Below are 21092 nucleotides of genomic sequence, written 5' to 3'. Positions count from 1 at the left end.
CTTTTCTTGCGCGGACGTCGGAATAACGGCGGCTTTGGGCCGCGAACGGCAACACTTCGCAGGCGAGCCGGCGCCCTGGCGACAACCTTCCGGGCCGTTTGAAACGGAAGTGTATCGGCGTGAGCGTCGCCGTAGCATGACGGAAATTTCATAGACACGCCTGGGCCATGCACGGCCCCTAAGGCTCGGAGGTTCCATCAGGCGGGTCCTCCATGTCGCGTAAGCTTCTGATCTTGTCGGCCGCAGCTCTACCGATGCTGCTGCACGCCGGCGGCGCCGTCGCCGAGACCGAGATCACCAGCAGCAGCCGCACCAAGGCGGTCGCGACCTCGACCGCCAACGACGGCGCGGCCGACGACGTCAAGATCACCAGCGACGGCGTGATCACCTACGCGTCCGAAGGCGCGATCGCCACCGTCGACAGCAGCAACACGCTGACCAACAACGGCACGCTGCAAAGCACCGACCTCTCCAACTCGACCGGCATCCTGATCAACGGCGGCCTCACCTCGACGGTGACCAACGGCGGCACGATCTCGCTGACCGAGGACTACGACTACGAGGACACCGACAGCGACGGCGACTACGACGGCCAGTTCGCGCTGGGGACCAACCGCTATGGCGTCCACCTGACCGGTTCGGGCGACTTCACCGGCACGATCGAGAACTCGGGTTCGATCACCATCGAGGGCAACGACTCGATCGGCATCATCCTGGAATCGTCGGTGATCGGCGACATTCTCAATTCCGGCTCGATCGCGGTCACCGGCGACGACGGCTACGGTATCCGCAACACCGCCAGCATCACCGGCGACATCGTCAGCGACGGCTCGATCAGCGTGCTGGGCGCCAACAGCGTCGGCCTGGCGGTCAACGGCGAGGTCGACGGTTCGGTGATCGTGCAGGGCTCGATCACCGCCACCGGCTATCGCTACACCAGCCGCTACACCGATCCCGACGACGAGGCCCTGCTCGACGCCGACGACCTGCTGCAGGGCGGCTCGGCCATCCAGGTGACCAGCAACGTCACCAAGGGCCTGGTGCTCGACGCCCCGCCCGAGGACACCAACGACGACACCACCGACGACGAGGACGGCGACGGCGTCGAAGACGACGAGGAAGGCACCGCTTCGGTCGCGGTCTATGGCGGCGCGCCGGCGATCCAGATCGGCTCCGACACCCAGACCGTCACCCTCGGCTCGGCCGGGGACGGCATCTACGACTACGGCCTGGTGATCCGCGGCTCGGTCGCCGCCTACGGCATCCACCCGGGCGTGGCCGCCACCGGCGTGCAGATCGGCGGCTCGGCCGGCTACGAGACCCTGGTCACCAACGGGATCAACCTGGAAGGCTCGATCACGGCCAGCGCCTACGAGGCCGACGCCGTGGGCCTGCACCTGACCTCGGGCGCCATCGCCCGGATCCTCGACAACAGCGGCGGGCTGACCGGTTCGGTCACGGCCGAGAGCGAGTACGACGCCTACGCCCTGCTGATCGACGCCGGCGCGACCATGACCACGGTCAACAACAGCGGCACGATCCTGGCCACCCTCTACGGCGAGACCGGAACCGCCAACGCCATCGTCGATCGCTCGGGCACGCTGACCACGATCAACAACACCGGCACGATCGCCGCCTACCTGACGGCCACCGACGACGACTACGACCTCGACGACGACAACGACGACGCCGACGACGAAGTGGTCACCGGCAAGGCCGTGGCCATCAACCTGCAGGCCAACACCACCGGTGTCACCATCACCCAGACCGGCGTCAACGACGGCGACGATGGCGACGACGACGTGGCCGACACCGATACCGACGGCGACGGCGTGGACGACGCCGACGAGCCGACGATCATCGGCCAGATCCTGCTGGGCTCGGGCGCCGACACCATCAACCTGCTGAACGGCACGCTGTACGGCGAGATCTCGTTCGGCGACGGCGCCGACGTCTTCAACATCGACGGCGGCGCCTACGCGGTCACCAAGATCAGCGACAGCGACGGCAAGCTGTCGATCAACATCGGCGACGGCGGCCTGATGCTGACCAACACCAACACGATCAACGCCACCAGCCTGACCCTCGGCGCCGACGCCAAGCTGGTGTTCACCGTCGATCCCTCGGCGGGCACGGCGACCCAGCTGGTGGTCGACACCGCCACCATCGCCAGCGGCGCAAACCTCGGCCTGGTCTTCAACAACCTGCTGACCACGGCCAGCACCTTCAAGGTGATCTCGGCCGGAACCCTGACCGCCGGCGACATCGACCAGGACCTGCTGGGCGACGCGCCCTACCTCTACGTCGCCAGCGCCTATACGGAAGGCAACGACGTGCTGATCGACGTGCGTCGCCGCACGGCCGCCGAAGCCGGCATGACCCGCAGCCAGGCCTCGGCCTACGAGGCGGTGTTCGCCGCCCTGAGCAACGACGACGGCATCGCCGGCGCGTTCCTCAGCCAGTCGACCGCCGACGGCTTCTACAATCTCTACGACCAGATGCTGCCCAGCACCGGGCAGGGGATGTTCACCAGCCTGCAGGCCGTGCAGCAGCAGCTGTCGTCGGCCACGTCGGTGCGTCCCGACGGCGCCGACCGCTACGGCCCCGACAGCGTCTGGGTGCAGGAGATCAACAGCCTGGTCCGCATCGAGGACGGCGCGGTCCAGGGCTCGGACACCAAGGCCGTGGGCCTGGTCGCGGGCTACGAGGCCATGGGCGACGCCGGCGGCGCGCTGGGCGTGACCCTGTCCTTCGTCAGCCTCGAGGAAAAGGACACCGCCGCCAAGGTCGGCGAGGAGACGACCGCCTCGGTGTTCCAGGCCGAAACCTACTGGCGCCGTTCGGTCGGCGGCTGGCGCCTGAACCTGGGCGGCGGCGCGGGCTACATCCGCTTCAACGGCGACCGCAGCTTCATCAGCGAGGACGCCGATAGCGACGGCGCGGCCGACGAGATCCTCCGCAACACCGCCTCCTGGAACGGCTTCACCGCCAACGCCTTCGCCGGCGTCGGCTATGAGGTGACGTTCGGCGCCAACTACATCCGCCCCGAGACCCGCCTCGACTACGTCTACATGTGGGAAGGCGGGCGCAAGGAGCACGGCGGCGGCGAGGGCTTCGACCTGACGGTCGCCTCGCGCAAGTACAGCAACCTGTCGAGCGACATCGGCGTGGTCTTCGGTCGCCAGTTCGGCAAGGAGGTCTGGTTCAAGCCGGAAGTCCGCGTCGGCTATCGCAAGACCCTGGCCGGCAAGTTCGCCGACACCACGGCCTCGTTCGCGGGCGGCACGCCGTTCACGATCCTGGCCGACAACGCCCGCAACGGCGCGGTGACCCTGAACGTCGCCCTGCGCGCCGGTTCGGATCTTTCCTATTTCGCCCTGGAGGGCGGGGCCGAAGCGTCCCGTCGCCAGACCCGCTATTCTGCCCGGCTTGTCGGCCGGGCGATGTTCTGAGAACGCCCGTGAGACCCCGCCTGCTCATCGTCGATCCCGATATCGACTCCCGCGCCGCCATTACCGCCCTTCTGGGCCGCTTCGACCTGGAAGTGCTCGAGGCCGGTTCGGCCCGCGAGATGGACCAGATCCTCGGCCGCACCCAGATCGAACTGGTCGTGATGGACATCCTGCTGCCCGACGAGGCCGGCCTCTCGGTCTGCGCCCGGCTGCGCCGCCTCAACCCGGCTCCGGGCGTGGTGGTGGTCAGCGCGGTCGACGACGAAAGCGACGTGGTGGTCGGCCTGGAGATGGGCGTCGACGACTACATCGCCAAGCCGTTCCGCCCGCGCGAGACGGCCGCCCGCATCCGCGCCGCGGTCCGCCGTCGCCAGGCCTATCGCGCCCCAGAGCCGATCGCCGCCCCGCCGGTCTATCAGTTCAGCGGCTGGCGCCTGAACGTCGCCACCCACGAGCTGTTCGATCCGCGCGGCGAGTCGGTGAACCTGTCGTCGGCCGAGTTCCTGGTGCTGTGGACCCTGGTCTCCAAGCCCCAGCAGATCCTGACCCGCGACCAGCTGCAGCAGGGTCCGCCCGAGGCCCGCAGCAAGGCGCCGCCGCAGCAGATCAACGTCACCATCAGCCGTCTGCGCAGCAAGCTGCGCCGCGCCGAGGGCGGCGCCCAGATGGTGCGGACGGTCCGCCACGCCGGCTACATGTTCGCCCCGCGCGTGGACCGCGTTCACGCGGACTGATGATCGAGGAACCTCCCCCTGATGGGGGAGGTGATCGCGAAGCGATCGGTGGGGGGAGTGGCTGCTGAGCGGCCAGCTTCCCGGAAGCTGAAAACGGCCCCCACCGGCCTTCGGCCGCCTCCCCCAGAGGGGGAGGTCCTACTTCTTCCGCACGAAGATCAGCGTCTGGTCCGGCGGGCCGGGCTTGCCGTCGACGTCCTGCTCGACCAGCAGGGTGTCGGGCGCCGAGAGGGCCACGCGCATGGTCTGGCGGCGGCCGGTTTCGCCGTGGGTCATCACCGCGACGCTGGACTGGCCCGTGCGATCGACGCTCAGGGTCACGAAGTTGAAGTTGACCACGGCTCGCGTCGGCGAGCCGTCGAGGCCGGCGTCGGCGAACTGGATGGCGGCCACGCCCTCGTCGTCCTCCTCGACCAGGGTCCAGGCGATGAACTTGCCGTCGTCCTTGGTGATGTCGAGCTCGCCGCTCAGCGGCGCGGCGCCGGTCAGGGCCTCGTTGAAGTGCGAGCGCGGCAGGTCGAGCATCCACTTGCCGCCGACGCCCAAGGGACCCGTCCCCTGAGCGGCCGGCGCCTGGGCGAGGGCCGGGGCGGCGAGCAGCAGGAGGCCCAGGCCCGCGAGCGCGGATGCGACTTTAGCTTTGGCCATGACCGATCTCCTTGACGATAGGTCAATGTCGGGTGGCGAGATCGGTTCGTCCAGAGGTCCGGCGTTTTTGGAGCCCGGTGTTTTTGGGAGCCGCCGTTCTTCCAATTGTGGATTGCCAATCGGCGGGCGCGGTCGCTCTGGTCGGCGGACTGCAAGAATCGGAGCCCGCCCATGCGCCGCCTGTCGCGTTCGCTGTTGTTCGCCGCCTCGCTGTTCGCCGCCGGTGCGCTCTACGGCCCCGAGGCCGACGCCGCCGAGAAGGCCGACACCTCGGTCAAGGCCGTGCAGAAGATCGTCGGCGGGGCCGGCTTCAAGGCCGCCGTCCAGCAGCTCGACGCCGACTACGAGCGCACCGTCGCCGACATCGTCACCCTGACCGAGATCCCCGCGCCCCCCTTCAAGGAGGAAAAGCGCGCCAAGGCCTATCTGGAGATGCTCAAGGCCGTGGGCCTGACCGACGTCGAGATGGACGCCGAGGGCAACGTCATGGGCGTGCGGCCCGGGACGGCCACCAAGGGCCAGGGTCCGTTCGTGGTCATCGCCGCCCACCTCGACACCGTCTTCCCCGAAGGCACCGAGGTGAAGGTCAAGCGCGAGGGCACGAAGCTGTCGGCCCCGGGCATCGGCGACGACACCCGCTCGCTGGCCGTGCTGCTGGCCTATGTGCGGGCGCTGGACGCGGCCAAGATCAAGACCAAGTCCGACATCCTGTTCGTCGGCAATGTCGGCGAGGAGGGGCCGGGCGACCTGCGCGGCGTGCGCCACCTCTTCACCAAGGGCAAGTACCAGGGCCGGATCGGCGCCTTCTTCTCGATGGACGGTTCGGACCCCTCGCGCATCGTCGACCGCGGCGTCGGCTCCAAGCGCTATCGCGTCACCTTCAAGGGACCGGGCGGCCACAGCTACGGCGCGTTCGGCGTGGTCAACCCGATGACGGCCATGGCCCAGTCGGTGGTCGATCTCTATGCGGTCAAGCCGCCGGCCGATCCCAAGACCACCTATTCGGCCAGCGTGGTCGGCGGCGGCACCTCGGTGAACTCGATCCCCAACTCGATCTTCATGGAGTTCGACATGCGCTCGGAGAGCGCCGACGAACTGGCCAAGCTGGACCGGACCCTGGTCGCCATCCTCGACAAGGCCGTGGCCGGCGAGAACGCCGCCCGCTCGACCAAGCCCGGCGAGGTCTCCTACGAGGCCAAGGTGATCGGCGAGCGTCCGGCCGGCGGCACGGACCCGAAGGCCGCGATCGTCACGGCCACCGCCGCGGCGGCTTCGGCCCTTGGCTTCACCCCCACCCACGAGGCCTCCTCGACCGACGCCAACCTGCCGATGAGCCTGGCGATACCGGCCGTCACCATCGGCTCCGGCGGCAAGGGCGGCCGCGCCCACGCCCTGGACGAATGGATCGACGTCGAGAAGGGGGAGACCCTCAAGGGCATGCAGGTGGGCCTGGCCGCCCTGCTGGCCGTGGCGGGGGTGGAGTAGCCGCCTGCGGCGGCCCCCTCAGTCGGCTTTGCCGACAGCTCCCCCAGAGGGGGAGCATCTTGGCGTCGTAGATCCTCCCCCTCTGGGGGAGGTGGCCCGGAGGGCCGGAGGGGGGGCGCGAAGCGCTAAGCCCGCTGGTTCAGCGTGATCGCCGTAGCGCTGTTGCGGTAGGCTGAGCCCTGGGCGCTGGGGCCGTAGCCGGCGGCTTGCGGGCGTTGGGCGGCGATTTCGTTGGCGACGGCGCGGACCAGGCCCTCGGTGACCGTCTTGGCCGCGGCGATGGCGCGCGACTGGCGGGCGAGGACGGCGTCGAAGGCCTCGGTGGCGCGCACCAGGCGCATGCGGCGCTCGGGCGTGGCGGCCTGGACGACGGCGACGTTGCCGCGCACCCGCGCCGACTCGTGGCGATAGATGTTGGCGAGCTTGGCCGTTTCCTCGACGTGGCGGGCGGCCTCGTGCGGGCGGCGGGCCTCGAAGGCGGTGGCCTGCTTGGCGATCAGGTCGGTCAGGCGCTCGGTCAGGATGATCAGCTGTTCGACGCGCTCGTCCGAGGGAGAGAGGGGGGCGGAGCTCATCATTGGGCGACCTCCTGCAGGCCTTGCATCTTGAGCATCTCGCGCTGGACCGAGGCGGCGATGCCGACGCCGCCGGCCTTGGACACTTCCTTGGCCATGGCGTCGGTCAGCAGCGAGCGGAACATCTCTTCGCCCTGGCCGCCGCCGAAGGGTTCGGGGGTCTTCACGCCCTCGAACATCGACTGCATCATCGACGACAGGAACGAGGCCTCGAACTTCTGGGCCGTTTCCTTGATCTTGCCGCGCTTGGCCAGTTCGGCGGCCGAGGTCGCGCCGGTCCCGGAGATGGCCGAGTAGGCGTCGACGGCGCTGGCGGCGGAGGAGAGGGCGCTCATCACATCACCTCGATGTCGGCTTGCAGGGCGCCCGCGGCCTTCACGGCCTGCAGGATGGTGATCATGTCGCGCGGGGTGACGCCCAGGGCGTTGAGGCCGCCGACCAGGCTCTTCAGCGACGCGCCGCCGCCCAGGGTGATCAGCTTCTTGCCCTTTTCCTCGTCGATGTTGATCGTCGACTGCGGGACGACCTTGGTCTGGCCCTGGCTGAACGGGGCCGGCTGGCTGACGGCCGGGGTCTCCTGGACCGAGATGGTCAGGTTGCCCTGGGCGATCGCCACCTGGCTGATGCGGACGTCGTCGCCCATCACCACCACGCCGTTGACCTCGTCGATGATCACCTTGGCCGGGCCGTCGGGCTCGACTTCCAGGTTCTCGATGGCGGTGATGAAGCTGATCATGTCCATGCCGCCCGGCGAGCGGATCGCCACGACGGTAGGGTTCTGGGCCTGGGCGCAGCTGGGGAACTTGATGTTGATGGCGTCGGCGATGCGGCGGGCGGTGGTGAAGTCGGGGTTGCGCAGGGTCATGCGCAGCTCGCTCATGGCCACCATCTGGAAGCCGGTCTCGCGCTCGACGTCGGCGCCGGCGGCGATGCGGCCGGCGGTCGGGACGCCGCGGCTGATCGAGCTGCCAGAAGCGCCGCCGGCCGAGACGGCGCCGGTCTGCACCTGGCCCTGGGCCACGGCGTAGGTCTGGCCGTCGGCGCCTTGCAGCGCGGTGACCATCAGCGTGCCGCCCTGCAGGCTCTTGGCGTCGCCCATGGCCGAGACCGAGACGTCGATCTTCGAGCCGGCGCCGGCGAAGGCGGGCAGCTTGGCGGTGACCATGACGGCCGCCGCGTTCTTGGCGTTGAGGTTGGCGTCGCGGACGTTGACGCCCTGGCGCTCGAGCAGCGATTCCATGCTCTGCTTGGTCATCGGCGCGTTGCGCAGGCTGTCGCCCGTGCCGTTGAGGCCGACGACGATGCCGTAGCCGATCAGGTGGTTCTCACGCACGCCCTCGAACGAGACGATGTCCTTGATCCGCGACTTGGCGGCGGCCGGACCGGCGACGACGGTCATGGCCGCGAGGGCCAGGCCGGCGAGAACGGAGCTGAAAAATGAACGACGCATGGATTTCCACACCGAAGGACGCAATTCCGTCGCGGCCCATGCCAGAACCGGGCCAACGGAAAAGGTGAGGAAAATCAATGAAAAGGGCGGCCAAAAACGCCTGCGACAATCCTGTCCGGCAGATTCTGCCCGGCATTAACCATACCGCAAGCGCCGATCTCGAATATGAGTTCTCATCGGGGAGGCCGACTCCCTATATGTAGGCGTTCAAGACCAGCTTTGGAGCGACGGTCGTCATGAAGGTTTCGAGCTCGGGAGGCGTGGGCGCGGCTGGCGCATCACGCGCGCGGCCGGCGGGCGGCGGATCGAACTTCGCCCTGCCCAGCGTCGGCGGCGCCAGCGGCGTGGCCGGGACGGCCGCGGCCGGCGGCCTGGCCGGGGTGGGCTCGCTGGACGCTCTTCTGGCCCTGCAGGCCAACATGGACCCGATGGAGCGCAAGCGTCGCGCCATCCGCCGGGCCGACGACATTCTGGACATCCTCGACGGCCTGAAGATCGCCGTACTGGACGGGGAGGTCTCCTCCAGCACCATCGACAAGCTCAAGCGCGCCGTTCGCGAGCACCGCGAGAGCGTCGACGATCCGAAGCTGCAGAGCCTGCTCAACGAGATCGAGACCCGCGCGGCCGTCGAAGAGGCCAAGCTCTCCGTGGCGCAAGGCGCGTGAGGAGCGGCGGGATGGAACCTCGAACCCATTCCCGCGATTTTATTGCCCCGGCCGGCGCGGCGAAGCTCGTCGCCCCCGTGCAGCGTCGCCGCCGTGTCAGGCAGGCGCGCGCGCCTGAATGCACCGCTCATGCGACGTTCATTGAACGGGGCTATCGTTTTGGTATAAGCACACCGCCCGCTGAGGGCGGAGTTCATCGGGGCGTGAGGCGTTGATGCAGACGGCCACTGTTCTTAAGGAACCGAATACGTATCGTCCTTCCGAGGACGAGCCGTTCATGAATGAGCGGCAGCTCGAGTATTTCAAACAGAAGCTGCTGACCTGGAAAGAGGAGATCCTTCGCGAATCTCGCGAAACGGTCTCCCACCTCCAGACCGAAACTGAGAACCATGCCGACCTCGCCGACCGGGCGTCGTCGGAAACCGACCGGGCGCTGGAACTTCGGACCCGCGACCGGCAGCGGAAGCTGATCTCCAAGATCGACCAGGCGTTGCGCCGGGTCGAAGACGGCAGCTACGGCTACTGCGAAGAGACCGGCGAGCCCATCGGCCTGGCCCGTCTGGACGCGCGTCCGACCGCCACCCTGAGCCTCGAGGCCCAGGAGCGTCACGAGCGTCGCGAGCGGGTTCACCGCGACGACTGAGGTCTCGCAGGTCTTATCCTGATGTGTTTTGCGACGGCCTCGCCCATTGGGCGAGGCCGTCTGCGTTTCTGCCCGAATTAAGTCCAAGCTTGCTGCTTTTCACGGCGACGGGGGAATGATCTTCTCCCGCCCGTCGAGGGTCGTTGAGCGGGGGAAGGTCCGCGCCTACGGCCGCTCGAAAGCCCCTTTCAGCGAGCCGCTTCCATGCGCCTGTCCCGTCGTCATCTTCTTCTCTCGGCCGCCGCCGCCACTGCGGCTTCGGGGGCCGCCTCGGGCCTGCCGGCCTTCGCCGCGACGCCCGCCAAGGGCCCGATCGCCGACCCGAAGCTGGCCAAGCTGCTCGACGCCTTCGTCGACGAGATGCTGATCGACCAGCCCGAGGCCGCCACGGGCCTGGGCCTCGACAAGGGCGCCCGCGCGGCCCTGAAGGCCAAGCTGTCGGACAGCTCGGCCGCCGGCCGCCGCGCCCAGGTCGCCGCCTATGCCGACCGCGCCAAGCGTATCGCCGCCATCGATCCCAAGACCCTCAACCCGCACGACCTGACGATCCGCGACACGGTGCTGGCGGCCCAGAAGATCGGCGCCGAGGGCGCGGCCTTCAGCTACGGCGGCGACTTCGCCAACCCCTATGTCGTCAGCCAGCAGGGCGGGGCCTATTCGTTCGTGCCGGAGTTCCTGAACTCGCAGCACAGCATCGAGACCGCCGCCGACGTCGACGCCTATGTCTCGCGCCTGGCCGCCTTCGCCAAGGTGGTCGACCAGGAGAACGGTCGCATCGCCGAGGACGTCGGCGCCGGCGTCATCCCGACGAGCTTCATCCTCGACAACGCCATCGGCCAGCTGACCGAGATGCGCGCCCAGAAGGCCGCCGACAGCCGCATGGTCGGCTCGCTGGCCGAGCGCGCCAAGGCCAAGGGCCTGGCCGACCGCGCGGGCGATGCGACGAAGATCATCGAGGGCGAGGTCTATCCCGCGCTCGACCGCCAGATCGCCGCCCTGAAGGCCGCGCGCGAGAAGGCCGACGACAAGGCCGGCGTCTGGAAGCTGCCGCAGGGCGAGGCCTATTACGGCTGGGGCCTGCGCTACAACACCACCACCACGATGGGCGCCGAGGAGATCCACGCCCTGGGCCTGGAGCAGGGCCGCGAGATCGCCGCCCGCATGGACGTGCTGCTGAAGGGCCAGGGCCTGACGCAAGGCTCGGTCGGCGAGCGCGTCACCGCCCTGACCAAGGACCCGCGCTACCTCTACGCCGACAGCGACGCGGGCCGGGCCGAACTCCTGGCCTATCTCAACGACCGCATCGCCGCGATCCGCCTGCTGATGCCCAAGCTGTCGCGCCTGGGCCTGAAGGCCGACGTCATGGTCAAGGCTGTGCCCAAGGAGATCCAGGACGGCGCGCCGCAGGGCTATATGAACTTCGCCTCGCTCGACGGCTCGCGCCCGGCGATCTACTACATCAACCTGAAAAACATGGGCAATTGGCCCAAGTTCAGCCTGCCGACCCTGACCACCCACGAGGCCATTCCGGGTCACGCCTGGCAGGGCGCGTACCTGGCCGAGCGGGCCAGCCAGATCCCGACGATCAGCTCGCTGATGGGCTTCGGCGCCTTCGTCGAGGGCTGGGCGCTCTATGCCGAGCAGATCGCCGACGAGGCCGGCTACTACGAGGGCGATCCGCTCGGTCAGCTGGGCTACCTACAGGCCCAGCAGTTCCGCGCCGCCCGGCTGGTGGTCGACACCGGCCTGCACCACAAGCGCTGGACCCGCGACCAGGCGGTGGAGTTCATGACCTCGACCACCGGCCGCGCCAAGCCGGCCATGGTCAGCGAGGTCGACCGCTACTGCGCCAGCCCGGGCCAGGCCTGCGCCTACAAGATCGGTCACACCGAGATCCTGCGCCTGCGCGAAAAGGCCAAGGCGGCCCTGGGCCCGCGCTTCGACCTGCGCGACTTCAACGACGCCGTGGTCTCGACCGGCGGCACGCCGCTGACCGTGCTGGGCGAGGTGGTGGATCGCTATGTGAAGACGGCGAAGGGGTAATCACGATCCCTCTCCCCTTGCGGGAGAGGGTGGCCTCCGAAGGAGGTCGGGTGAGGGGTTACACGAACAGAAACGCCGCGACGGCTGATCGGCTGTCGCGGCGTTCGATTTTTGAGAGACCCCTCATCCGTCGGCTATCGCCGACACCTTCTCCCGCAAGGGGAGAAGGATTTTCACCACATTGTCGCCGCCGCCCGCGCGGGCCAGGCCTCGTCATAGGCCGCGCCACCGACCTCCCCGGCGGTGACGGCGGCCAGCATCGCCCCGGCCGTCGGGATCGACTTGGGATCGACCTGGGCCTCGGCCTTCCACAGTCCGGCGCGCATCACCGCCCGGGCGCACTGGAAATAGCACTCCTCGATGGTGACGATCAGCGCCGTGCGCGGGGCCTTGCCCTCGACCGCCAGGCTTTCGAGCAACCCGGGCTCGACGCTGATCACCGCCCGGCCGTTGACGCGGAAGGTGGTGCCCGAGCCGGGGATCAGGAACAGCAGGGCCACGCGCGGGTCGCGGACGATGTTGCGCAGGCTGTCGATGCGGTTGTTGCCGCGGCGGTCGGGCAGGATCAGCGTGCGGTCGTCGGCGATGGTCACCAGGCCGTGGGCGTCGCCGCGCGGGCTGCAGTCGAGGCCCTCGGGGCCGGCCGTGGCCAGGGCCAGGAACGGCGAGGCTTCGACCAGGGCGCGATAGTGCGGGGTCAGCCGGTCGCTGACCTTGACCGTCGAGGCCGGAACCGGGGCGGGGCTGTAGATCGCCTCCAGCGCCTCTAGCGTGTCGATGATCGCCATCCGCCGTCCTCCCCATATTCGAGAGGGAAACTAGCAGGCGTAGTCCGGCGCGTCAGGCCCGGCTGTCGAGCGCCTGCTGGCAGGCTTCGGCGAGACGCCGGGGGGAGATCGGCTTGTCGACGATGGCCCGGCGGGCGTTGGCCAACTGGTCGGCGTTGCCGGTGACGAACACCGTGGGGATGCGGCCCAGCTTGGCCTCGATGGCCTCGACCGCCTCCAGTCCCGTGCCGCCGATGATGCGGAAATCGGCGGTGATCAGGTCGGGCGCGCGGGCCAGGGCGCAACTGAGCGCTTCCTGTGGACTGTCGGCGATGTCGAAGCTTGAATAGCCTTGGGCGGCGAGAAGCGCCTCGACTTCGAGGGCGATGAGGATCTCGTCCTCGATGATGAGCGCGTGGCCTTGGGACCTTGTCACTGCACTTACGCCAATCCGCTGTCGTCCCTTACAAGACTACAACCCGAACTTTCAGGCTGCGCCAATCGAATTCGCGCTTGGGTTTTCAGAAATGTGTCCCTGCACGCACGAACCCTCACGGCCGCGTGATGGCGCCGCCCGTCCCGCGAGAGCCGCCAGGGCCGGTTTCCCTCGCGAGCCGAAAGCCTCTATTCAAACGGAAAACAGAAAACACCGCAGGAGCGCCCAAACCCCATGTCGTCCCAGCCCCTCGTCCTCACCGAAAAGCGCGGCCACGTCGCCATTCTCACCCTCAACCGTCCCGAGGCGATGAACGCCCTGGGCGCGCCGGGCGACGGCGACCAGGTGGCGGCCGCCTGCGAGGCGATCAATGACGACCAGCAGATCCGCTGCGTGATCCTGACCGGCGCGGGCAAGGCCTTCTCGGCCGGCGGCGACGTCAAGGCGATGAAGGCCCGCGAGGGCGCCTTCGGCGGCAACGGCGTGGCCGTGCGCGACGGCTACCGCAAGAACATCCACCGCATCGTGCGGGCCATCTACGGCCTGGAGGTCCCGTCGATCGCGGCCGTGAACGGCGCGGCCATCGGCCTGGGCTGCGACGTGGCCTGCATGACCGACATCCGCATCGCCGCCGACACGGCCAAGTTCGGCGTGACCTTCCTGAAGCTCGGCCTGATCCCCGGCGACGGCGGCGCCTGGCTGATGCCGCGCACCGTGGGCATGAGCCGCGCGGCCGAGCTGCTGTTCACCGGCGACGTCATCGACGCGGCCAAGGCGGCCGAGTGGGGCCTGATCAGCCGCGCCGTGCCTTCGGCCGACCTGATGGGCGAGGCTCTCGCCCTGGCCGAGCGGATCGCCCAGCAGCCGCCTCACGCCTTGCGCATGGCCAAGAGTCTGCTCAAGCACGGCCAGACGGCGAGCTACGACACCCTGATGGAGATGAGCGCCGCCGCTCAGGCCATCGCCCACCACACCGAGGACCACATGGAAGGCGTCGACGCCATTCTCGAAAAGCGCCAGCCCACGTTCCGGGGCGCCTGAGGCATGGGCAAGGAAGCCAAGGCCTGGGGCCAGCTCAGCGACGGCGAAAGCGACGGCAAGCTCCTGTGGGAGCCGCCCAAGCTGATCTTCCGCGGGGCGGTGCGCGGCATCTACCAGGGCCACGCCCTGCGCGGGATCCGCGTCGAGGGCGACGACATCGTGCTCAGCGACGGCACGCGCTTCACGCTGGATCCGGGCCAGGCCGACAAGTGGGTGCACGCCATCCTCAATCCGCCCTCGCGGCTGGACAAGCTGGGCGTGAAGCCGGGCATGACGGTGGTGGTCGACGGCGTCGACGACGAGGCGTTCCTCGAAGAACTGGCCGGCCGCGTCGAGGTTGAGACGGGGACGGCGGAAGACTTCGAAGAGGTCGACCTGCTGTTCCTGGCCGCCGACGACCTGGCCGAGCTGGACCGCCTGGAAGACCTCAAGAGCGTGCTGGCCGACAAGGGCGCGATCTGGATCGTCTCCCAGAAGGGCAAGGGCGCGCCGCTGAAAGACACCGACGTCCTGGGCGCGGCCCGCGGCGTGGGCCTGTCGGACACCAAGGTCTGCGGGTTCTCGGCCACGCACACGGCGCTGCGGTTCGTGGTGCGGAAGGGCTGAAGGGTCGTGAAGACCATCACCATCACCATCGACGGCGAAGGCTGGGAAACCGGCCTCGACTTCTATCGCGACCTGTTGCTCGCGCTGGGGTCTTCCCTGGCCTGGCATGGCGCAAGTATCGACGCCTTCATCGACTCGATGGTCTATGGCGGCATGCTGCCGATCGAACCGCCCTATGAGGTGGTGGTCGAGAACCTGGGCTCCGAAGAGGTCCGCAAGGACGTCCAGGACCTGGCCGATGCGCTCAGCGAAGCCCAGCAATGGCGGCTCAAGCACGAGGGAAGCGCCTCCGAGGTGAGGCTGCGGCTGGCGACGTCAGACGGAGCGGGATCATGATCGTCGGCCGGCGCGCGGGTCTTTTCGAAATCGCCTTCGCCCTGCGCGGCTCGATCCTGCCCAGGATCGCCGGGCGGCTGGTGGTGCTGCTGGCGGTGTCGATCGGGGCGGTGCTGGTCGCTCAGCGCTGGCCGGCGGCGCTGGAGCGGCTGAGCGCCGTGCCGTTCACCTTGATCGGCCTGTCGCTGTCGATCTTCATGAGCTTCCGGAACAACGCCTGCTACGACCGCTGGTGGGAGGCGCGAAAGCTCTGGGGGCAGCTGATCATCGCCGCCCGCAGCTTCGCCCGGCAGACGCAAGGCCTGCCGGAGCCGGCGCGCGAGCCGCTGCTCTTGGGTCTGGCCGCCTTCGCCGGCGGACTGGTCGCGCGCCTGAGGGACGGGGACGAGCGGGCGGCGATCGCGCGCTGGCGGGACCTGCCGTCCCTGGCGGCCGCCCCCAATCCGACCGATGCGATCCTGGCCGCCGTCGGCGCCGACTGCGTCCGGCTGCAAGGCGAGGGGCTGCTGACGCCGATCCATCTGTCGGTTCTGGAGATCCAGCTGACCGAACTGGGTCACGTGCAGGGCGGCTGCGAGCGGATAAAGACCACGCCGCCGCCGTTCTCCTACTCGCTCATGCTGCACCGGACGGCGCACGTCTTCTGCCTGCTGCTGCCGTTCGCCTTGGCCCATGCCCTGGGCTGGTGGACGCCGGTCCTGGTGCTGCTGACCGGCTACACCTTCTTCGGCCTCGACGCCCTGGGCGATCAGCTCGAGGACCCGTTCGGCCTGGAGGACAACGATCTGCCGCTGGACGCCATGGTCCGCACCGTGGAGCGGGACCTGCTGTTCTCGCTGGGACGGGAAGACCTGCCGCCGGTGCTGGAGGCCAAGGGGTATCGGCTGACGTAGGGTCCTTCTCCCCTTGCGGGAGAAGGTGGCGGCGAAGCCGTCGGATGAGGGGTTGCACGAACGAAAACGCCGCGACGGCCGATCAGCTGTCGCGGCGTTTGATTTCTGAGAGACCCCTCATCCGACCTCCTTCGGAGGCCACCCTCTCCCGCAAGGGGAGAGGGATTTAGAACCGCTGCTTGCAGCCCTGCTTCTGGTGCACGCCGCGCAGGAAGCCGCGGCGGGCCAGGCCTGCGTCGCCGAGGGCTTCGAGGTGGCGGTCGGCTGGGGCGGCGCCGGAGATCTCGCGCACCAGGCTGCGGAACGGGATGATCGAGTTGATCAGCGTCTTGCCGCCGGCCTCGGCCAGCTTGCCGGCGCGGTTTTCCGTGTACTCGTTGTCGGTCTTGTAGTCGGGACCCAGCACCTCGTTCAGGCGCTCGATCTCGACCGTCAGCTTGGCGCAGCTCTTCAGGCCCTTGAGGCTGTAGGGATCGGCCAGGGCCTCCTCCAGCACCGGCGGGATCTTCTTCTTCGACAGGCCGACGTCGCGGACCGGTTGGGTGCCGATCTCCATCGACTTCTCGCGCCAGCCGTCGGGCCGGCCGTCGCCGTCAGAGTCCTTGGCGGGCGGAGGCGGCGGCTTGCTCGCCGTCGTGGTCGCGGGCGCCTTGGCCGGATAGCTCGGCTGGGCCGTCGCGCAGCCCGTGGCCATGAACGCCGCCGCGCCCAGGACCGCCATCGTCGTCAAAGTCGCGCGCATCGCACCCCCGCATCCTGCTGATCGTCCATCATAGGCCGATGAACGCTGATCAGGAACGGCAAGCTGGGCCTTGGGTTCCACCGCTGCGCGACCCCCTCAGTCGCTCCGCGACAGTTCCCCCAGAGGGGAAGCATCTTAAAGGTCGCCGCGCCGGCCAAATCCTCCCCCTCTGGGGGAGGTTGCCCGGAGGCCCGGAGGGGGCCTACGCCGCCGCCTTGGCCTTGCGCCGCCCAAACCGCATCACCCCGTCCTCCAGCTTGCCCAGGCGCAGGGCGGCCAGGTCGAGGGCGTAGTTCTGGTGCACCTTCCAGGGGGTCTTGGTTCCCTGCTTGGGGAACTTGTCCATGGCCCGCTGGACGTAGCCCGACGAGAAGTCGAGCCAGGGAACGGCCTCCATGTCCGGCGCGTCGAGGTGAGGCATGCACCAGTCGGCGCCGGCGCGGTCCATGTGGGTCAGCAGGCGACAGACATATTCGCTGGTCAGATCCGCTTTGAGCGTCCAGGAGGCGTTGGTGTAGCCGAAGGCCGAGGCCAGGTTCGGCACGTCGCTGAACATCATGCCCTTGTAGCTGAAGCCCTTGGCCAGATCGACGGCGCGGCCGTCGACGACTACCTCCATGCCGCTCATCAGCTGCATGCGCAGGCCGGTGGCGGTGACGACGATGTCGGCCGGCAGGGTCTTGCCCGACTTCAGCTTCAGGCCGTCCTCGGTGAAGGTCTCGATGTGGTCGGTGACCACCTCGGCCGAACCGTTGCCGATCGCCGCGAACAGGTCGGCGTCGGGCACCAGGCACAGGCGCTGGTCCCAGGGATTGTAGCGCGGCGTGAAGTGGGTCTCGACGTCGTAGTCCTTTGGCAGCTGGTCGCGGACCAGATTGATCAGGCGCTCTTTCGTCTTGGCCGGCTTCTTCCGCGAGAGGTTGAAGAACAGCATGGTGATCAGCACGTTCTTCCAGCGCGTGATCCCGTAGGCAGTCATGGCCGGCAGGCGCTTGCGCATCCAGTTGGCGAGGCCGTCCTCGGCGGGGCGCGAGACCACATAGGTCGGCGAGCGCTGCAGCATCGTCACCTGGGCGGCCGTCTTGGCCATCTCCGGCACGATGGTCACCGCCGTCGCGCCGCTGCCGATCACCACCACCCGCTTGCCGGCGTAGTCGAGATCCTCGGGCCAGTGCTGCGGGTGGACGATGCGGCCCCCGAAGCGCTCGGTTCCCTCGAAGTCGGGCGTGTAGCCGGCGTCGTAGGCGTAGTAGCCGGCGCACATATAGAGGAAGCCGCAGGTGATCTTCACCGTCTCGCCGGTGTTCTTGCCTGGGTCGAGCCGCTCGGCTTCGACCGTCCAGCTGGCGGTCTCGCTGCTCCACTCGGCGCGGCGCACCTTGTGGCGGAAGCGGATGTGCTCGTTCACCCCGGCCTCGGTCGCGGTCTCGCGCACATAGTTCAGGATCGAGGGGCCGTCGGCGATGGCTTTCGCCTCGCGCCACGGCTTGAAGGAATAGCCCAGGGTGTACATGTCGCTGTCCGACCGGATGCCCGGATAGCGAAACAGGTCCCAGGTGCCGCCGATGGCGTCGCGGGCCTCGAGGATGGCGTAGGTCTTGCCCGGGCAGCGCCGCGTCAGGTGATGGGCCGCGCCGATCCCCGACAGGCCCGCGCCCACGATCAAGACGTCGAAATGGTCCGAGACGCTTTGGCCCGTCATCTAGTGTCTCCGTCCCCGCATGGCGGTCCGGTTGGTCCGGACGCTGTCTTCAAGTGAACGATGTTCACCAGCAAACGTCCGTTTGGACGCTGCGTCAATCGGGGCGTCGAAATGCGAGTCGGTTTTCATTGCGCATGGTCCCGGTCGCCAAGTATGCGGAGGGCATGTCCCTGCGTGACTTCGGCCTTCTGGTGCTGGTCTGCCTGATCTGGGCCAGCAACAATATCGTCTCCAAGATCGTGGTCGCCCACTGGGGCGTGCCGCCGCTGTTCTATGCGGCGGTGCGGTTCGGTCTGGTGGCGGCGGTGACCCTGCCGTGGCTGCTGCCCGCGCCGCGTCCGACCTGGCGGATGCTGGCGGTGGGCGTGCTGATGGGGGCGGGCGGTTTCGCCCTGCTGTTCATGGGCTTCAAGACCGCCTCGCCGTCGGCCGCGGCGGTGGTGGTGCAGGCGGGCGTACCCTTCACCACCCTGCTGTCGGTGCTGATGCTGGGCGAGAAGATTCACTGGCGGCGCGGCGTCGGCATCGCCCTGACCCTGGCTGGGGCGATGATCGTGATCTGGAACCCGCACGGCTTCTCGCTGTCGGTCGGGCTGTGGCTGGTCGTGGCCTCGGCCCTGGCCGGCTCGCTGGGGGCGGTGATGATGAAGCAGATCCAGGGCGTCAAACCCTTGAAGCTTCAGGCCTGGGTGGGCTTCACCTCGGTGTGGATCCTGGCCGCCGCCAGCTTCGCCATGGAGCCCGGCGCCTCGGCCAAGGCCTTCGAGGCCGGCTGGCCGTTCGTCGCCGCCGTCGCCTATTCGGCCCTGGTGGTGTCGGTGATCGCCCACACCGGCTATTACGGCCTGATCCAGCGCTACGAGGCCAACCTGATCGCTCCGCTCACCCTGATGACCCCGCTGATGACCATCGGTCTGGGCGTGGCCATCACCCACGACCATTTCGACCTGCGCATGGGGATCGGCGCGGCGCTGGCGCTCGCGGGCGTGCTGATCGTCGCCCTGCGCAGGAACCAGGTGACGCCGCTGCTGATGCTTCTCAAGGACCGCTCGCAATGACCATCGTCGAGGCCCCGTCGCCCAATTTCGACGCCCGCAAGGCCGTGCCCGACACCGTCGTGCTGCACTATACCGGCATGGAGAGCGGCGAGGCGGCCATCGAGCGCCTGCGCGATCCCGAGGCCAAGGTCAGCGCCCACTACGTGGTGGAAGAAGACGGCCGGGTGTTTCGCCTGGTGGCCGAGGAACGGCGGGCCTGGCACGCCGGCGCGGCCTTCTGGAAGGGCGTGCGCGACATCAACTCGTCCTCGATCGGCATCGAGATCGTCAATCCGGGCCACGAGTTCGGCTATCGCGCCTTTCCCGACGTCCAGATCGCCGCTGTGATCAACCTGCTGGCCGACATCCGCTCGCGCTGGACCATCGACGACGACCACATCATCGGCCATTCCGACGTTGCCCCGGCCCGCAAGATCGATCCGGGCGAACTCTTCCCGTGGAAGCGTCTGGCGGAAAGCGGCCATGGCCTGTGGGTCGAGCCGCCGTCCTCGCCGGGCGCGCCGCTGGGGCGGGGCGAGCAGGGCACGGGCGTCTTCGCGCTGCAGGCCGGCTTGACCCGCCTGGGCTTCGACTGCGCGCCGTCGGGCGAATACGACGAGTGGACCGAGACCGTGGTCGGCGCCTTCCAGCGCCACTGGCTGCAGAGCCGTTTCGACGGCGTCGCCGACGGCGAGACCCGGGCGCGGCTGGTGGGCCTGCTGCGGGCCGCGGCGGGCGCCTGATGCATCCGGCCAAGGCTTTCCACGTCGAGGACCGCGCGCGGCTGCTGGCGTTCCTCGCCGAGCATTCGTTCGTCACCCTGTGCGCCAGCGTCGCCGGCCGGCCTTTCGCGGCCCACGCCCCGGTGGTGGTGCGCGACCTGGGCGACGACGGCCTGTTCCTCGACTTCCACCTGTCGCGGATGAACGCCGTGGCGGGCGCTGTGGTGACCGGCTTTTCGGCCGTCGCCGTCGCCATGGGACCGCACGCCTATGTCAGCCCCGACTGGTATGGGACCGATGATCAGGTCCCGACCTGGAACTATGTCTCCGTCGAGGCCGAGGGTTTCGTCACGCCGCTGTCGGAGGCCGAGACCATTGTCCTCCTCGACGACCTGTCGGCCCAGGAGGAGGCGCGCCTCCTGCCCAAGCCGCTCTGGACGCGGGACAAGATGACGCCCGCCAAGTTCGACGCCCTGCTGCGCGGCATCGTCGGCGCCCGTCTGCACGTCGAGCGCCTGGAGGGCACGTTCAAGCTCGGCCAGAACAAGCGCGAAGCCGAACGGGCGGGCGTGATCGAAGCGCTGGGCGACCACCCGGTGGCGGGGTGGATGCGCGAGATCGATTGACCTCGCCGCCCGGGCGCCGCAAACAGCGCGCGGACCAGATGGCCGGGCGATCGCGGTATCCTTCACGGGAATCGAGGAAAGTCCGGGCTCCACGGTGACAAGGCGGTGGGTAACGCCCACCGGGAGCAATCCCAGGGAAAGCGCCACAGAAAGCAAACCTCCTCCCTACGGGGCGGGAAGGGTGAAAGGGTGGGGTAAGAGCCCACCGCGGACCTGGCGACAGGGACGGCATGGCAAGCCCCGCCTGGAGCAAGACCGAATAGGGATCCCGCGCCGGTTCGCCGGCTAGGCCGTCACTGGCCGAGAGGATCCGGGTTGGTCGCGAGAGCCGTCCAGCAATGGGCGGCCAAGAGGAATGATCGTCGCGTCCCTGTACACAGGGGCGGCACAGAACCCGGCTTACAGGCCGTCTGGTCCATTAATTCCACCGCAATCCCAAGCGACTCCCCGGGCCCCGAAATGGGCCGGGATGGGTCGCGTCTGTGTGCG

The 21092-nt window shown here is 68.6% G+C and carries 21 protein-coding genes and 1 other RNA gene; 14 read left to right on the top strand and 8 right to left on the bottom strand.

Translation table 11 applies throughout. From position 1 onward, the window contains the following. Positions 1-212 precede the first annotated feature (212 nt). Together AC1RRS_RS01380 and AC1RRS_RS01375 are read left to right on the top strand one after the other, a co-directional pair. Positions 213-3452, top strand: a complete 3240-nt coding sequence (locus tag AC1RRS_RS01380; RefSeq protein ID WP_492853628.1) for an autotransporter outer membrane beta-barrel domain-containing protein — start codon at positions 213-215, stop codon at positions 3450-3452. A gap of 8 nt (positions 3453-3460) precedes the next feature. Beyond that, positions 3461-4186 carry a response regulator gene (locus tag AC1RRS_RS01375; RefSeq protein WP_110119828.1) on the top strand — a complete coding sequence of 242 codons (726 nt, stop codon included), beginning with the start codon at positions 3461-3463 and terminating at the stop codon, positions 4184-4186. A 138-nt stretch (positions 4187-4324) separates the two neighbouring features. On the opposite strand, the gene AC1RRS_RS01370 is transcribed toward AC1RRS_RS01375, so the two are convergent. Beyond that, a complete protein-coding gene (locus tag AC1RRS_RS01370) occupies positions 4325-4834 on the bottom strand; it encodes a hypothetical protein (protein ID WP_492853627.1) in 510 nt (169 codons plus the stop codon). A gap of 171 nt (positions 4835-5005) precedes the next feature. On the opposite strand from AC1RRS_RS01370, the gene AC1RRS_RS01365 reads away from it, so the two are divergent. Then, positions 5006-6319 carry a M20/M25/M40 family metallo-hydrolase gene (locus AC1RRS_RS01365; protein ID WP_492853626.1) on the top strand — a complete coding sequence of 438 codons (1314 nt, stop codon included), beginning with the start codon at positions 5006-5008 and terminating at the stop codon, positions 6317-6319. 125 nt (positions 6320-6444) lie between these two features. Here AC1RRS_RS01365 and AC1RRS_RS01360 read toward each other — a convergent pair whose 3' ends face one another. The 3 genes from AC1RRS_RS01360 to AC1RRS_RS01350 are packed head-to-tail and all read right to left on the bottom strand — an operon-like array spanning position 6445 to position 8344. Then, the gene (locus tag AC1RRS_RS01360; protein ID WP_487288461.1) at positions 6445-6894 is read right to left on the bottom strand and encodes a flagellar basal body protein; all 450 of its coding nucleotides are present in this window, start codon (positions 6892-6894) and stop codon (positions 6445-6447) included. Continuing rightward, a complete protein-coding gene (locus AC1RRS_RS01355; RefSeq protein ID WP_487288462.1) occupies positions 6894-7229 on the bottom strand; it encodes a rod-binding protein in 336 nt (111 codons plus the stop codon). Before AC1RRS_RS01355 ends, AC1RRS_RS01360 begins: the two co-directional genes overlap by 1 nt. Further along, a complete protein-coding gene (locus AC1RRS_RS01350; protein WP_487288463.1) occupies positions 7229-8344 on the bottom strand; it encodes a flagellar basal body P-ring protein FlgI in 1116 nt (371 codons plus the stop codon). The genes AC1RRS_RS01355 and AC1RRS_RS01350 overlap by 1 nt, the downstream gene beginning before the upstream one ends. A 236-nt stretch (positions 8345-8580) precedes the next feature. Here AC1RRS_RS01350 and fliX point away from each other — a divergent pair, with 236 nt between their 5' ends. From fliX to AC1RRS_RS01335, 3 genes are all read left to right on the top strand, one after another. Beyond that, the gene (gene fliX / locus AC1RRS_RS01345) at positions 8581-9009 is read left to right on the top strand and encodes a flagellar assembly regulator FliX (protein WP_110133270.1); all 429 of its coding nucleotides are present in this window, start codon (positions 8581-8583) and stop codon (positions 9007-9009) included. 214 nt (positions 9010-9223) lie between these two features. Beyond that, positions 9224-9652, top strand: a complete 429-nt coding sequence (gene dksA / locus AC1RRS_RS01340) for an RNA polymerase-binding protein DksA (RefSeq protein ID WP_110121381.1) — start codon at positions 9224-9226, stop codon at positions 9650-9652. Between the two features lie 204 nt (positions 9653-9856). Then, positions 9857-11695, top strand: coding sequence for a DUF885 domain-containing protein (locus tag AC1RRS_RS01335; RefSeq protein ID WP_492853625.1), 1839 nt, complete (start codon positions 9857-9859; stop codon positions 11693-11695). 173 nt (positions 11696-11868) lie between these two features. On the opposite strand, the gene AC1RRS_RS01330 is transcribed toward AC1RRS_RS01335, so the two are convergent. Both AC1RRS_RS01330 and AC1RRS_RS01325 read right to left on the bottom strand, forming a co-directional pair. Continuing rightward, positions 11869-12483, bottom strand: a complete 615-nt coding sequence (locus tag AC1RRS_RS01330) for a pyridoxamine 5'-phosphate oxidase family protein (protein ID WP_492853624.1) — start codon at positions 12481-12483, stop codon at positions 11869-11871. 52 nt (positions 12484-12535) lie between these two features. After that, positions 12536-12898, bottom strand: coding sequence for a response regulator (locus tag AC1RRS_RS01325; protein WP_233245331.1), 363 nt, complete (start codon positions 12896-12898; stop codon positions 12536-12538). Positions 12899-13132: 234 nt separating this feature from the next. On the opposite strand from AC1RRS_RS01325, the gene AC1RRS_RS01320 reads away from it, so the two are divergent. From AC1RRS_RS01320 to AC1RRS_RS01305, 4 genes are read left to right on the top strand one after another with little or no spacing between them, the layout of a single operon-like run. Then, the gene (locus tag AC1RRS_RS01320; RefSeq protein WP_487288467.1) at positions 13133-13939 is read left to right on the top strand and encodes a crotonase/enoyl-CoA hydratase family protein; all 807 of its coding nucleotides are present in this window, start codon (positions 13133-13135) and stop codon (positions 13937-13939) included. 3 nt (positions 13940-13942) lie between these two features. After that, entirely contained in the window at positions 13943-14545 is a 603-nt protein-coding gene (locus AC1RRS_RS01315) for a DUF3052 family protein (RefSeq protein ID WP_492853623.1), read from the top strand. 6 nt (positions 14546-14551) lie between these two features. Beyond that, entirely contained in the window at positions 14552-14881 is a 330-nt protein-coding gene (locus AC1RRS_RS01310; protein ID WP_492853622.1) for a barstar family protein, read from the top strand. Further along, positions 14878-15774, top strand: coding sequence for a bestrophin family protein (locus AC1RRS_RS01305; RefSeq protein ID WP_492853621.1), 897 nt, complete (start codon positions 14878-14880; stop codon positions 15772-15774). Before AC1RRS_RS01310 ends, AC1RRS_RS01305 begins: the two co-directional genes overlap by 4 nt. Positions 15775-15940: 166 nt before the next feature. On the opposite strand, the gene AC1RRS_RS01300 is transcribed toward AC1RRS_RS01305, so the two are convergent. Continuing rightward, positions 15941-16516, bottom strand: coding sequence for a hypothetical protein (locus AC1RRS_RS01300; protein WP_492853620.1), 576 nt, complete (start codon positions 16514-16516; stop codon positions 15941-15943). A gap of 202 nt (positions 16517-16718) precedes the next feature. Then, positions 16719-18218, bottom strand: a complete 1500-nt coding sequence (locus AC1RRS_RS01295) for a flavin-containing monooxygenase (protein ID WP_492853619.1) — start codon at positions 18216-18218, stop codon at positions 16719-16721. Positions 18219-18382: 164 nt separating this feature from the next. On the opposite strand from AC1RRS_RS01295, the gene AC1RRS_RS01290 reads away from it, so the two are divergent. The 4 genes from AC1RRS_RS01290 (at position 18383) to rnpB (ending at position 21021) form a co-directional block, all read left to right on the top strand. After that, on the top strand, positions 18383-19276 hold the full coding sequence (locus AC1RRS_RS01290) for a DMT family transporter (RefSeq protein ID WP_492853618.1): 894 nt from the start codon (positions 18383-18385) through the stop codon (positions 19274-19276). Next, on the top strand, positions 19273-19998 hold the full coding sequence (locus AC1RRS_RS01285; RefSeq protein ID WP_492853617.1) for an N-acetylmuramoyl-L-alanine amidase: 726 nt from the start codon (positions 19273-19275) through the stop codon (positions 19996-19998). The genes AC1RRS_RS01290 and AC1RRS_RS01285 overlap by 4 nt, the downstream gene beginning before the upstream one ends. Further along, positions 19998-20603 (top strand): FMN-binding negative transcriptional regulator, encoded by a 606-nt coding sequence (locus AC1RRS_RS01280; RefSeq protein ID WP_487288474.1) that lies wholly within the window; start codon positions 19998-20000, stop codon positions 20601-20603. Before AC1RRS_RS01285 ends, AC1RRS_RS01280 begins: the two co-directional genes overlap by 1 nt. Positions 20604-20637: 34 nt before the next feature. Next, positions 20638-21021, top strand: an RNA gene (gene rnpB / locus AC1RRS_RS01275) — RNase P RNA component class A. Positions 21022-21092 lie beyond the last annotated feature (71 nt).

The organism is Caulobacter sp. GW821-FHT12A07 (assembly GCF_058807655.1).
Note: the sequence above shows the minus strand (reverse complement) of the source record. Positions and strands in the feature narration are given on the sequence as shown.